A 12,825-nucleotide genomic window follows, 5' to 3' on the forward strand; every position below is an offset into this window, starting at 1 on the left:
TGCGAAATGAATAGCAACGATGAAAGAAAATACTACAATAAAAAGCTGATAAAAGAGACGTTCAAGGAAGAGATAAAAAAGCCGAAAAGCTATTTGTGGATAGATTTCCTGTCTGCCTTTATAGGCTGTATCATGGGTAATATTCTGTTACGTGTCACAGGGATAGAAGAAAAGTTCGATATGAGCATACTGAGCATGGGATTTACAGTTATTTATTCTGTTATTTGTATCTTCCTGATGAAGGGAGCTATTATCGGTATCAGGAAAATAATTGAAAGGAAAAGAAACTCGTGATAAAGAGATGCATCCTTATCTCTCTTGGCAACGTGATGATCATTGCAGCTGTTTTTGCAGCATCATTAGCTGCTTCATGGGGGAATGAAATGCCGGCTTCCTTTTCTTGGAAGGTGTTCGGCAGATCACTGCTTATTTCTTCGCCCTTCATTGCAGCAGGTATTGCACTGATATGTTATAATTCACGTTCGCTGATCATCGATAATGCTGTTGAGAATAAAAAGAACAGAACAGGAAGAATGCTGCAGCAGCTTCTGTTGGTCGTTTTTTTCAGCAGTATTCTACCATTGATATTTTTGTTGACTATCAAATAAAAAAGTCCGGAAGCAGTTGTATTACTGTTTCCGGACTTTTTTGTGACGTAATTTTATTATTCATCCAGTTCTATGAGCTTTTCAAAGTTTTCGTCTATCTTCTGTTTAAGCGCATCTATCTCGGCACATTTGCTGTTCATGAGTTCATAGTCGGTATAGACCTCTTCCTTTGAGATCTCCTCGGTAAGAGCATCTATCTGCGCCTGAAATTCGTCTATCTCCTTTTCAAGACGCCGCATTTCGTTCTTACGTGCGGCATCGGCACTGCGCTGCTGCTTATTGCGGTATACACGAGCCTGTTTTTCCTTTGCGGCTTCCGCAGCCTTTGCGAATTTCTCGGCATCTGCAATTCGTTTCTGCTCAGCCTGTTCCGCTCTGAGCACATCGAGATACTTTTCAAATCCGTAGTTGTGCTCACGGTACGAACCGTCAGTCAGTTCGATAAGGCGGTCTGCTATCTTGCTGAGTAGATATCTGTCATGGGATACGAATATAACGGTACCTGTATACTCCTTAAGAGCATCCTCGATAGCCTCCTTGGAGCTGAGGTCCAGGTGGTTAGTAGGCTCATCGAGGATGAGGACGTTTCCGTGCTCCTGCATCATTATTGCGAAGCAGAGCTTTGCACGTTCGCCTCCCGAGATAACACCTGTTTCCTTGAATACGTTCTCGCCCACTAATCTTACCTGAGCAAGAAGACTTCTTACTTCAAGGTCGGAAAGTGAAGGGTAGCGGCTGTGAAGCTCTTCCATAACGGTGAGTTCACGGTTGAGGTTAGTGCTTTCCTGTTCAAAATAGGATATCTTTATATTGCTGTTCCAGTGGACCTTGCCCTTGTGTGGGAGCTGTTCCTGTATTATTTTCAGAAGGGTGGATTTGCCTATGCCGTTGTCGCCGATTATGCCTATTTTCTCACCTCTTCTGACCTCGAAACTGATTGTATCAACAAGAGTTTTTCTTGCTGCGCCCTCTCCGACGGAAATATCGACGTCCTTGACCTTAAGTACGTCCAGAGGCGGTTCCATAGCGTAGGTGAAGTGAATTTTTGCATGTTTTGTGTCATGCACCGGCTTTTCGATGAGCTCGGTCTTTTCGAGCTGCTTGCGGCGGCTCTGAGCCATTTTTGTAGTTGAAGCACGTACCAGATTACGTGCGACATAGTCCTCCATTTTGGCTATCTCTTTCTGCTGGAGCTCATATTCCTTCTCCTGACGGGCATCGTTCTCCTCACGCTGACGGACAAATGCGGAGTAGTTTCCTCTGTAGCGTTTCAGCGTACCTCTCTCTATCTCGCAAATGGATGTACATAGACGGTCCAGGAAATACCGGTCATGGGATACGATGAGAACAGCGCCGCGGTAGGTTCGCAGATAGTCCTCGAGCCACATTATGGTCTTGAAATCAAGGTGGTTGGTAGGCTCATCGAGTATCAGCAGATTAGGCTCTTCAAGGAGCAGACGTGAGATGCAGAGACGAGTCTTTTCTCCGCCGCTGAAACCTGATACCTTTCGATCCAGTTCGGCTTCCGAGAAGCCCATACCGTTGAGGATAGTACGTATTTTAACATCGGTGTTATAGCCGTCGTTGGCTTCTATCCAGGATGAGAGCTGCTGGTATTCGTCTGCGGAGGAATTATCGCCCATTTCTATTTCCAGCTCTATCTCACGAAGGCGGTCAATGGCGTTGTGGATAGGAGCGAATACCTTGTTCATTTCCTCCATGACCGTGTTTTCCGAGTCGAGACCGCCCATCTGTTTGAGATAACCGATAGTAGTCTTGGCAGCAAGAGAGATGATGCCGTCCTTTTCGGTAAAGCGGTCGGGCTCCACCGAACCCGTAAGTATCTTAAGGAGGGTGGATTTTCCGCAGCCGTTGTTTCCGACAAGACCAATTTTATCGCTTTCGTCAATGGTAAGCGAGATGTTTTTCAACACTTGATTGCCGTTGTAGAATTTATTTATGTTTATCAGACTTGCAAGCATAATATCTTCCTTTACGAGAATTATACCGCTCATGGAGCAGCATTTATATGATACCATATTTTTCAATTCAATTCAATGCTTTTTTGCGGGAACTTTGAAATTCAGTCTGTTATCAGAAAAAAGGGGAAGAGTTTTCATGGAAAACTGCTTCCCCGCAATTGTTTTTTGTTCTGTTAGACGATTACTTTGCTTCGATACCTGCAAGGTTGCAGAAGTTCTTGTATTTACTGATGATGTCGTCAAGGTCATAATCAGCTATAACACCGATATATTTGCCGTCCTTGAATACATAACCTCTGTTTTCAGTTTTGGTTGGCACGAGCATAACGGAACTCTTGCTGCCGTCGTCATCAGTGAATTCGGCACTGAATACTGCATCAGCCTTATCGGGCTTAGCGTCTATATCTATCTCGTCGGACATGATATAGTTCACGCTGTTGAATAATGCCTCGAAGCTGCCTGAAAGCTCAGCGTTTGAAAGGTCTATCTCTTCGCCGTCGTGACTGCATTTCTTTTCCTGCATGTCGACCTCAAAGCTGTCCTTTGTGTCGCCGCAGGTGAAGCTGAAATCTGTAATGGTGTAGAGGTCAGCTCCCTGAGTCTTGTTAAGCACGTAATCTGTGATAGTATCATCGATGAAAGCAACAGAGCTTCTCGTTATCATAAGCACCTGATTGGTATCGGTGTAGAGTACGTAAGCGTATTTTTCGGAATTGAAGCCTTTTCGGCTTACGAGGAAATTGCACTCTGTACCGTCGAGTCCCTTTATGGTAACTTCAGCATCGGGATCATCAAAGCCGTATTTTGAAAGGTCGGTGAGACCTTTTTCAAGCATCTGATCGGCATCAGCACGAGTGATGATCGACATTGTGCTTGTAGCTTCGGACTGTTTTACCGTAAGCATGCTGTACTTATCAGGAAGTGACCATAGACCTGTCTGCGGATCATAGGTTATCGAGTAAGTGAGTTCTCCGTTCTTTTTGACTGCGATCTCCTTGATCTCGAAATCCTTGTAAGGGATGAGGTCGTTGGCTATGATCTCGTTTTTGTCTGTAAGGAGGTAATCACCTGCCCTGTAGGGGATAGCATAGATCTTGTTTTTTCCTTCTGCCATAGCATAGAAGTAGTCGTTCGTCGGACTTGCGGAACCGATATAAATGGTATAGTCCTTTGAGCCGTCTGAAACGGTGAGCTTATATGGATCAGCAAGTCCGTATGAAGCCTTGTTTTCCTCTGTAGCCTCGCCGTAGCTGGTATCTGCGCTGAGTGATGAGATATAGGTGCAGATACTTTTCATTGTTTCCTGATTGAGCTTGAAGTTATCTCCGTCGGAGGCTTCTTCAAGCAGCCATTCATTTGCTTCTTTATCAAGCTTAGCCTTGTAGGTGCCGTCAGCACATTCAATGGTTATATCGCTGATATCGCTGTAATTGATATTGAAAAGCATGTTATCTGCGATAGCCTCATTCTGTTCTTCAACTTTTTTGTCGTTTTTATTCTTGACTGCAAGGAAAGCTCCGAATGAGCCGCCTGCCGCGATCACGAGACCTACAAGAGCGATTATCCGCTTGTTCATTATGCATATCTCCTTTTAAGCCATACTGCAACTCCTGCAACAGCAAGAACCACAGGTATGATCATGAATATCCTTATAGTTGATGTAGCCTGTTCTGCACTGTCGAACTTCATAGTATCGTAAGAGTTTTCCTTGTTGCCTATACCCATATCGACATCACTGTCAAAGAGCCATGTATTCGAGAAAAGTGCAAGTATTCTTGAACCTGCGGTATGCATTGAGAAGTTGTTGTCATCGATAATATCGTCAGAACCGATAACGATGATCTTTCCGCCTGTCTGCTTGTTGTAGGAATAGAATCCCATACAGAGAGGGGAAGCGGTGAGCTTCTTTGCAGCTTCCTTTGTATCACTATCTCCGCCCATAGGTTCGCTCTTGATAGTGAACTTATCCATGTTATTCATATCGATAGGAAGGTTTTCGATTATAGAACCCTTTTCGATAAGTGCGCTTCCCGAAGCCATGTAAGATATGCTTCGTGCATGGGATATACCCGGCATGTAGCTTGTCATATCGGTAGATACAAGGGTGTTGATATCAGTTGTGAGGTCCTCTGTGCTGTCCTCGTCAGGGAGAGGGAATGAAACACGGAAGTATTTGTCGTTCTTTTCTCCGTCACGGTCATAGAGGATGTAGTCGCTCTGAGTCTCGCTAAGGATGTTGTAATCCATACCGAGCTCGAACTTTGCAAGGAGGTACTCGATATTCTTGAATCTGCCCTCTGTTTCACATGGAGGCAGGAACATCGACATTGAACCGCCGTTATCAAGATAGTCGCTGAGGATTTCCTTGTCGGCGTCCGAGATGTCCTTCTGAGGAGCAGCAAGATAGATGATAGCTGTATCCTCTGGTATCTTCTTTTCTGCTGAAAGGTCGAGAGTGCCGACGTTGTAGTTATCGTTTCTAATAGCGCTTGCATAGCCTGCATAGTCCTTTTCAACGGTCTTGTCGCTGTAGCCCGAAAGGAAGTATACAGTAGGAAGATTACCTGTTGTGCAGACATAGAGTGCGCCTGCGATAAGCTCTTCACCTGCGTATTCAAGGATGCCTGCCGAGTCGGTCTGGAAGCACTTCTTGAAGTTTATCCATTTTGTAGTGTCTGTCTCTTCGCATCTTACGAAGATATCGCCGCTTCCGACTGAATAGCGTCCTGTAGGATTGAGTTCATCGGGCGGATTGAGCTTTGAAACGAGGTCTGGATTTTCGTTAGGATCAAAGCAGGTGAGAGTGATGTTATCACGCTCTTCAAGCTTTGTGAGAGTGTGGTAGAGCGGAAGGAAACGAGGAGTCTCCTTAAGCTCGTTGAGCTGTGCAAGGAAGTAGATATCTATCTTCTTATCCGAGACCTGGTCGAGAACTTCGATGGTCTTTGGATTGAGAGTGTATTTGCCTGAAGGAGTCATATCGATGACCTTATCGGAGTATGAAAATATAAGGTTGAGCGGTATGAATATAGCAAGTACGAGAAGAGCTAAAAGCAGGGCAATAGGTCCTGAAAGGTTGAATTTTTTCTTCTTTTCCATGTGAGCTTACCCCCTGTTCCAGCGTCTTTTTTCGATGGAGATGTAGTTCCATGCGAGACACACGATGATTGCGGAAATGAAGAACACAAGGTCTGAGATACGGATAAAGCCCTGTGAGAAATAGCCGAATCGCGGACGTGCGGCAAATGAGTTGAGCACGTTCTGAAGAGTCGGATGCTGCGAGATGAAAGCGGTCTGTGAGAAACGGTCGATGAATATGAAGATGAACATGACCAACTCACCGATTATAGCAGCGATAATGGAGTTTTCGGTGAATGATGAGATGAGCATACCCAGTGCGATGAACATGCAGCCCCAGAAGAAGAAGCCGATGTAAGCGCAAACCAGCTGACTCATTACTACCTGTCCGTTTGCGGCTGTGATTATCGGGAAGACAAGCGAGCAGGCAAGCATAAACAGGAAAACGGTGACGTTTGCAAGGTATTTTCCGAGAACGATCTTCAGTACGCTTACGGGCGAGGTCATAAGAAGGACCTCTGTGCCGAATTTACGCTCATCCGCATAGGACCTCATAGTCATGATAGGTATGAGGAAAATGAAGTAGAAGGTCATATTGTAGAATATCTCGGGGAATGTGAACTTGAATGTATCCGTATTCATATCACCGATAGCACTGTTGAACTGAAGTGTGAACAGGAACATGAACAGCGCTGTCAGAATGTAAGCGAAGGGTGTGAAGAAGAAGGACTGCAGTTCCTTTTTATAAATTGAGAACATTATTCATCAGCCTCCTTGTCATTATCGTTATCTTCGTCCTCGTCGGGAGCAGGTCCGAGCTCATCAAGAAGGTCTGCGAGGTCGGAGTCCTTCTTTTTGGCGTTGATGAGCTGTGAGAATACAGCTTCGAGGTCGGGCTTTTCGGTAAATATCTCAACGATCTGGATGTTGTTTTTCAGAAGCTCTGACATTATGCTGTTTCTGACTGCATCGGGATCACCGTCCACAGCAATGGTGAAGGCATAGAAATCGTTGCCCTCGGCGTCGATAGCAGTGATCTCCTTGACGCCCTCGGTCATCTCTATGATAGAAGCAGCAGGGCCCTTTGCACCCTTGATCTTGATATGCTGTATGATATTGCCTGTATAGGATTTTTCAAGGTTCTCGATAGTATCCATTGCCTTGATATCACCCTTGTTGATGATAACTACCCTGTCGCAGACAGCCTGTACCTCGGAGAGAATGTGGGAACTGAAAATAACGGAATGATCGCGTTTCAGGTCCTTGATGATGCTTCTCACCTCCATAACCTGATTCGGATCGAGACCGACTGTAGGCTCATCGAGGATAAGGAACTTCGGGTTGCCGAGGAGAGCCTGAGCAAAGCCCACACGCTGTTTATAGCCCTTTGACAGGTTCTTGATGAGCTTGTCCCTTACGTCGGTGATCTTCAGAAGATCGGAAACACGGTCGATCTCCTTTTTGCGTTTATCCGAGGGGATGCGCTTGAGGCCTGCACAGAACGAAAGGTACTCCTTCACGCGCATATCTGGATAAACAGGCGGTATTTCGGGAAGATATCCGATGTTCTGCTTAGCCTTTACGGGGTCCTTTGTGATATCGGTACCGCAGATAGTTACCGAACCCGATGACATGGGCAGGTAACCTGCGATCATGTTCATGGTAGTGGATTTTCCCGCACCGTTCGGGCCGAGAAAACCAAGAATCTCATTATCGTTTATTGTAAAACTGATATTGTTCACAGCTCTGTTGCTGCCATAGAACTTTGTAAGATTTTCAATAGTAATCATGAGCTTCTCCTTTCTATATTATAAATAGTATAGAACATACGGGGACGTGCTAAGATCCCTTGTGTACGTCCTTGATAAAAAAGGGCATAATAATACATTATACTGTAGTATTATCGCAGATAAATATTGACGTGAGATTAATATGTTATGAACGAAATGTTAATTCAAAGAGAGCACGATTGTTCAATCTATAGAAAAATGTTACCAAATTCATGTGTAAAATATGTGAAAGACTGTTGTTGATGAAATGAATCGTTTGACTAAATGTTTACATCGCGAAATTGTTCATAAGTCGTTCATAAATCAAAAATTGCCCGCTTTTGACGGGTGGACAAAATATACAAAAAAAGGATTGATTAGCTGTGCATTGCAACAAAAAAATCATTTCAAAAAAATGAAAGTAAATCAAACTGTTGACAGGAGAAGAAATGTGGAATATAATTAGTTATGAAAATAGTTTGAGGATTGCGCACCGTTCGTGAGGCACGTCCGGTATGCAGTGTACGAAGTATTTTCGTATGCATCCCCACAGGATTCCTGCGGGGGGTCTTACATTATCCATTTTTAAACCAAAATTTTATGAGAGGGGTTAAAAACAATGATAAGCAAGAAGAATAAGGCTTTATCAGCCGCTATCCTCGCTGCTGCTATGTCAGCAACATCTGTAGTTCCTGCTTTCGCTTCAGCTGGCGAAAAGTCATCTTACGCTACAGAGTCAACTTACGCTGAGATGTTCTCATCACTTTATGATGACGTTATCACAAACGGTGAAAAGAACGGTTACCTCAGTAAGAACAACAACGGTTCCGGTTCATTCGGTATTCCGTACCACGCAAGAGAGACACTCGTAATCGAGGCTCCTGACTACGGTCACGAGACAACTTCAGAGGCTATGTCCTACATCGCTTGGGTTACAGCTATGCATGATGTACTTGCTGACAAGGGCATCATCAGCGGCAGCACAGGTGATCTCCAGAAGGGCTGGAAGACTCTTGAGGCTATCATCCCCGGCTGGTCACCGAATGCTTACGGCGCAGATACTCAGTATAATACATTCTGGGATATCGCTGCAGCTGGTAAGATAAAGGCTGATGCTCTCTCAGAGCAGCCACAGCCTGAGGATTATCCTGATAAGCAGCAGAAGGGCGGCGACGCTTACAACCCGATCGCAGCAGACTTCGCAAGCGCTTACGGTTCTGATAACGGTTACTACCTCATGCACTGGCTCGCTGACGTTGATGACTGGTATGGTTTCGGCGGCGGCACACCCGGCGGAAACAGCGGACAGTTCACATTCATCAATACATTCCAGCGTGGTGAGCAGGAGTCTTGTTTCGAGACTGTTCCTCAGCCTTGTCTTGAAGAGCTGAAGTATGGTATGGAAACTCCTGAGGGTAAGGATGACGGTAACGGTATCAAGGCTATCTTCAATGGTATTGATAAGGTTCCGAAGCAGTATGCGTTCACAAACGCTCCTGACGCTGAGGACCGTGCTATCCAGGCAATCTATTTCGCAAGCATGAACGGCCTTAACTGCGGCGATCTTACAGGTCTTGCAGCTAAGATGGGTGACCAGTGCCGTAACGACATGTTCGATAAGTATTATAAGGCTCTCGGATGCCAGAGCATGACTGCTTCTTCTGAAAAGGATAAGGAGAAGAGCCAGCACTACCTCATGGCTTGGTATACATCATGGGGCGGACAGCTCGAAGCAAGCTGGGGCAAGTATGAGTGGGCATGGCAGATCGGATGCTCACATGCACATCAGTTCTACCAGAATCCTCTTGCAGCTTATGCACTTGCATATGATAAGGTAATGAGCGGGGAAATGAAGGCTAAGAGCGCTGTTGATGACTATAAGATGTCATTCAAGAGACAGATCGAGTTCTATCTCTGGCTCCAGTCTGCAAACGGTCCTTTCGCTGGTGGTGCTACAAACTCTAAGAACGGTAACTACTCTAAGTATGATTCAAGCGATGCTATGTTCCACGACATGGTATACGTTGAGCACCCTGTATATGCTGACCCGGGATCAAACCACTGGATCGGTAACCAGGTATGGGCTACACAGCGTCTTGCTGAGCTCTACTACTATGTATGCAGGGACGGCGATGCTACTGGTGGCGAGACATTCGGCGGTCTCTCACTTAAGGAAGCTCTCGAGGCTCTCCTCGACAGATGGGTTGAGTGGTTCATTGAGAATACTCAGTTCAATTACACAGACGACAAGGGCAACACAGTTGAGTATGCTATTCCTTCAAACCTCGACTGGAGCGGTAAGCCTGCTGACTGGAATGAAAAGTATGATCCCGATGCAAACAAGGGACTTACATGTAAGATCACAGGTTACGGCCAGGGCGACCTCGGTTGTGTATCTTCACTCTGTAATACACTTATTTACTATGCTAAGGCTAAGGATGTTCCTGCATCAGCAGCTATGACAGACGATAATACAGATCTCGCTGCTAAGGGACTCCGTCTTGCTAACAAGCTGATGGGCATGCAGTGGGAGCTCGGCCGCGATGAGTACGGTATCTCATTCGAGGATTGCAACGGAAGCCTTAAGAGAGTATTCGAGCAGGAAGTTTATATTCCTTCTAAGTACCACGGCACAATGCCTGATGGTTCTAAGCTCGAGAACGGCGCTAAATTCAATACTATCCGTGAGATCTATGCTCAGGATCCTATGTATCAGGAACTTGAGAAGGCATACGAGGATTCAGGTAAGACATCTACAGAGGGATACAAGTATCACCTCCACAGATTCTGGCATGAAGGCGATGCACTCATGACAATGGGTAACTTCGCACTTCTCTATCCAGATGTTAAGCCTTATACTCTTGAAGAATTCAAGAATGGCTCATCTACAACTACACCTACAGATCCGCCTGTAACTCCTACAGATGCTCCTAAGCCTACAGATCCGCCTGTAACTCCTACAGATGCTCCTAAGCCTACAGATCCACCTGCAACTCCTACATCTCCTGCAGTTACAGCTAACCTCTGGGGCGATGCTACATGCAACGGCGTAGTAGATCTTGCTGATGCTCTCCTCATCCTCCAGAACGTTGCTAACGCTAATAAGTACCCAATCACACCTCAGGGTATTGCTAACGGTGACGTTGTTGACAACGGCGGCGGACTTACAGGTCAGGATGCTCTTGCACTCCAGATGATCGATGCTAAGCTCCTTACACAGGGTCAGCTTCCTGTTAAGGCTTCAGATCTCACTAAGTAATTAAATACTTAGATTTGCACAAACGATTTCAAAGGACCGCTTCGGCGGTCCTTTTTGTTATATCTGAAACGAATATTACTATGGGTTGTTTTTTGCGGAAAAGACTTGCATTTTTCAACAGGTAGTGTTATAATATAATAGTATAGTTATGCGATTATACAGACTTTTAACAGAAAGCAGGCGATATGGTGCTTAAAAGTATGACTGGCTACGGCCGCTCACAGATGCTTCTTAACGGAAGAGAGATACTCGTAGAGATCAGATCGGTAAATCATAGATATTTTGAATATTCTTCTCGTATCCCGAGAGCTTATAATTATATTGACGAAAAGCTTAAGGCTCTCCTGAAAAAAGGTATCTCTCGCGGTAAGGTCGAGGTTGCTGTAACTATCAACAATATCGAGGGAAAAGACTCCGTTATCGCTATCAATAAAGGCGCTGCGGAAGGCTATGTTACGGCACTCAGAAGCATTGCCGACGAACTTTCGCTGGAGGATGACCTCTCGCTTTCAAAATTGATAAAGCTCCCCGATATATTCAATATACAGAAGGCTCCCGATGATGAGGAGCAGATATGGAACGACGTTTCACTTACAGCTCAGGAGGCTCTCGAAAGATTCGTCAGCATGAGAAGTATCGAGGGTGAAAAGCTCAGAGCCGATATCGTCAGCAAGGCGGACGGTATCATCGGTATGGTTGCTAAGGTCGAGGAACTTTCTCCCAAGACCGTTGAAAACTACCGTGCAAAGCTCACTCAGAAGCTGAATGAGATACTCGAATCAAAGGATATCGATCAGCAGCGTATTGTCACAGAAGCCGCTGTGTTTGCGGAAAAGATCGCCGTGGACGAGGAAACTGTCCGCCTCAGAAGTCACATCGCTCAGCTTAAGGATATGGCTGATTCCGATGAACCTGTCGGCAGAAAGCTCGATTTCATCGTTCAGGAAATGAACCGCGAGGTCAATACCATCGGTTCAAAGGCTCAGGACCTCGATATCACCAAGATCGTTGTGGATATGAAGGCTGAGATAGAAAAGATCCGTGAACAGATACAGAATATCGAATAAGGTGGAACTATGAAACTGATAAATATCGGTTACGGCAATATGATATCGTCCCAGAGGATAGTCACTATAGTAAGCCCCGATTCTGCGCCGATAAAAAGGCTCGTTCAGGAGGCTAAGGACGATGGACGTGCTATTGATGCCACCTATGGAAGAAAGACAAGAGCGGTTATTATCATGGACAGCGGACATATCGTCCTTTCGTCCCTGATAACCGAAACTCTTGCGGCAAGGATAAACGGTACAGGAGGTAATGACGAAAATGAACAGAGGTAGACTAATCGTCTTTTCTGCGCCTTCGGGATGCGGAAAGGGTACGATGCTTGCCGAGATAACAAAGAACGAAAAGTTCTGCTGTTCAGTCTCGGCTACAACACGCGATCCCCGTGAGGGAGAGATACCAAACGTAAGTTATTACTACATCACAAAGGAAGAGTTCCTTAAGAAAGTTGAGGAGAATGCTTTCCTTGAACATGCACAGTATGTTGATAACTTCTATGGCACATACCTCAGTGAGGTTGAGCCAAGACTCGAAAAGGGTATAAATGTTATACTCGAGATCGAAGTACAGGGCGCTATGAGGGTACGCGAGGCTCGTCCCGATGCACTGCTCATATTCGTTCTTCCGCCTTCTATCGCTGAACTCCGCCGCCGTCTCAACAAGAGAGGCACCGAGGAACAGGATGTTATCGAAAAGCGTGTAGCTCAGGCTAAGGAGGAGATAGAATACGCTCCGAAGTACGATTACGTTATTGTCAACGACGCTCTTGAGGACGCTGTGGACGACTTTTTCAGCATTATCCGTGCTGAGGAACTGAAAGCAGCAAAATCAGGCGAATTAATAAATGAGGTGAAGAAAGATGCTTAGACCAGCAGTAAACCAGATCATATCCAAGAATGAGAGCTGCTATTCTCTCGTTATCGCTGTTGCAAAACGTGCGAGAGAGATCGCTGAGGAACTCTATGAAAACGGCGAGACACTCGAGGAAAAGCCTGTAAAGACCGCTGTTGAGGAGCTTGCAAGCGGTAAGTGCAAGATCGTCAGCACACTGAACGAGGAATAAT

The 12,825-nt window shown here is 45.5% G+C and carries 12 protein-coding genes; 7 read left to right on the forward strand and 5 right to left on the reverse strand.

Annotation, left to right across the window (positions count from 1 at the left end; all coding sequences use genetic code 11):
* The first annotated feature begins 6 nt into the window (after positions 1 to 6).
* A complete protein-coding gene (locus tag BT127_RS13990) occupies positions 7 to 294 on the forward strand; it encodes a hypothetical protein (protein WP_075425593.1) in 288 nt (95 codons plus the stop codon).
* Complete coding sequence (locus BT127_RS13995) at positions 291 to 608, forward strand: hypothetical protein (protein ID WP_075425594.1); 318 nt, start codon at positions 291 to 293, stop codon at positions 606 to 608. Before BT127_RS13990 ends, BT127_RS13995 begins: the two co-directional genes overlap by 4 nt.
* Before the next feature lie 56 nt (positions 609 to 664).
* Here the strand turns inward: BT127_RS13995 and BT127_RS14000 are convergent, their stop codons facing one another.
* From BT127_RS14000 to BT127_RS14020, 5 genes are all read right to left on the reverse strand, one after another.
* Positions 665 to 2,590 carry an ABC-F family ATP-binding cassette domain-containing protein gene (locus BT127_RS14000; RefSeq protein ID WP_075425595.1) on the reverse strand — a complete coding sequence of 642 codons (1,926 nt, stop codon included), beginning with the start codon at positions 2,588 to 2,590 and terminating at the stop codon, positions 665 to 667.
* A 181-nt stretch (positions 2,591 to 2,771) separates the two neighbouring features.
* Positions 2,772 to 4,166 (reverse strand): DUF4340 domain-containing protein, encoded by a 1,395-nt coding sequence (locus BT127_RS14005; protein WP_075425596.1) that lies wholly within the window; start codon positions 4,164 to 4,166, stop codon positions 2,772 to 2,774.
* The gene (locus BT127_RS14010; RefSeq protein ID WP_075425597.1) at positions 4,166 to 5,689 is read right to left on the reverse strand and encodes a Gldg family protein; all 1,524 of its coding nucleotides are present in this window, start codon (positions 5,687 to 5,689) and stop codon (positions 4,166 to 4,168) included. The genes BT127_RS14005 and BT127_RS14010 overlap by 1 nt, the downstream gene beginning before the upstream one ends.
* Before the next feature lie 6 nt (positions 5,690 to 5,695).
* Positions 5,696 to 6,427, reverse strand: a complete 732-nt coding sequence (locus BT127_RS14015) for an ABC transporter permease subunit (RefSeq protein ID WP_075425598.1) — start codon at positions 6,425 to 6,427, stop codon at positions 5,696 to 5,698.
* The gene (locus BT127_RS14020; protein ID WP_075425599.1) at positions 6,427 to 7,458 is read right to left on the reverse strand and encodes an ABC transporter ATP-binding protein; all 1,032 of its coding nucleotides are present in this window, start codon (positions 7,456 to 7,458) and stop codon (positions 6,427 to 6,429) included. The genes BT127_RS14015 and BT127_RS14020 overlap by 1 nt, the downstream gene beginning before the upstream one ends.
* 598 nt (positions 7,459 to 8,056) lie before the next feature.
* Between BT127_RS14020 and BT127_RS14025 the strand changes: the two genes are divergently transcribed.
* The 5 genes from BT127_RS14025 to rpoZ all read left to right on the forward strand — a co-directional run bounded on the left by BT127_RS14025 (position 8,057) and on the right by rpoZ (position 12,824).
* Positions 8,057 to 10,696: a glycoside hydrolase family 48 protein gene (locus tag BT127_RS14025; protein WP_075425600.1), complete on the forward strand. Its 2,640-nt coding sequence runs from the start codon at positions 8,057 to 8,059 to the stop codon at positions 10,694 to 10,696.
* A gap of 188 nt (positions 10,697 to 10,884) precedes the next feature.
* Entirely contained in the window at positions 10,885 to 11,763 is an 879-nt protein-coding gene (locus BT127_RS14030) for a YicC/YloC family endoribonuclease (RefSeq protein WP_075425635.1), read from the forward strand.
* 9 nt (positions 11,764 to 11,772) lie between these two features.
* On the forward strand, positions 11,773 to 12,036 hold the full coding sequence (locus BT127_RS14035; protein ID WP_075425601.1) for a DUF370 domain-containing protein: 264 nt from the start codon (positions 11,773 to 11,775) through the stop codon (positions 12,034 to 12,036).
* Positions 12,023 to 12,628 carry a guanylate kinase gene (gmk, locus tag BT127_RS14040; protein ID WP_075425602.1) on the forward strand — a complete coding sequence of 202 codons (606 nt, stop codon included), beginning with the start codon at positions 12,023 to 12,025 and terminating at the stop codon, positions 12,626 to 12,628. The genes BT127_RS14035 and gmk overlap by 14 nt, the downstream gene beginning before the upstream one ends.
* Positions 12,621 to 12,824 carry a DNA-directed RNA polymerase subunit omega gene (rpoZ, locus tag BT127_RS14045; RefSeq protein ID WP_075425603.1) on the forward strand — a complete coding sequence of 68 codons (204 nt, stop codon included), beginning with the start codon at positions 12,621 to 12,623 and terminating at the stop codon, positions 12,822 to 12,824. The genes gmk and rpoZ overlap by 8 nt, the downstream gene beginning before the upstream one ends.
* Position 12,825 lies beyond the last annotated feature (1 nt).

Source organism: Ruminococcus sp. XPD3002 (assembly GCA_900119535.1).
GTDB lineage: Bacteria > Bacillota > Clostridia > Oscillospirales > Ruminococcaceae > Ruminococcus > Ruminococcus flavefaciens_H.

Excerpts from the sequence above, each read along its gene's own strand:
- BT127_RS13990 (WP_075425593.1), top strand. The coding sequence starts at position 7 with ATGAATAGCAACGATGAAAGAAAATACTACAATAAAAAGCTGATAAAA.
- BT127_RS14000 (WP_075425595.1), bottom strand. The coding sequence starts at position 2,590 with ATGCTTGCAAGTCTGATAAACATAAATAAATTCTACAACGGCAATCAA.
- BT127_RS14005 (WP_075425596.1), bottom strand. The coding sequence starts at position 4,166 with ATGAACAAGCGGATAATCGCTCTTGTAGGTCTCGTGATCGCGGCAGGC.
- BT127_RS14010 (WP_075425597.1), bottom strand. The coding sequence starts at position 5,689 with ATGGAAAAGAAGAAAAAATTCAACCTTTCAGGACCTATTGCCCTGCTT.
- BT127_RS14015 (WP_075425598.1), bottom strand. The coding sequence starts at position 6,427 with ATGTTCTCAATTTATAAAAAGGAACTGCAGTCCTTCTTCTTCACACCC.
- BT127_RS14020 (WP_075425599.1), bottom strand. The coding sequence starts at position 7,458 with ATGATTACTATTGAAAATCTTACAAAGTTCTATGGCAGCAACAGAGCT.
- BT127_RS14025 (WP_075425600.1), top strand. The coding sequence starts at position 8,057 with ATGATAAGCAAGAAGAATAAGGCTTTATCAGCCGCTATCCTCGCTGCT.
- BT127_RS14035 (WP_075425601.1), top strand. The coding sequence starts at position 11,773 with ATGAAACTGATAAATATCGGTTACGGCAATATGATATCGTCCCAGAGG.
- gmk (WP_075425602.1), top strand. The coding sequence starts at position 12,023 with ATGAACAGAGGTAGACTAATCGTCTTTTCTGCGCCTTCGGGATGCGGA.
- rpoZ (WP_075425603.1), top strand. The coding sequence starts at position 12,621 with ATGCTTAGACCAGCAGTAAACCAGATCATATCCAAGAATGAGAGCTGC.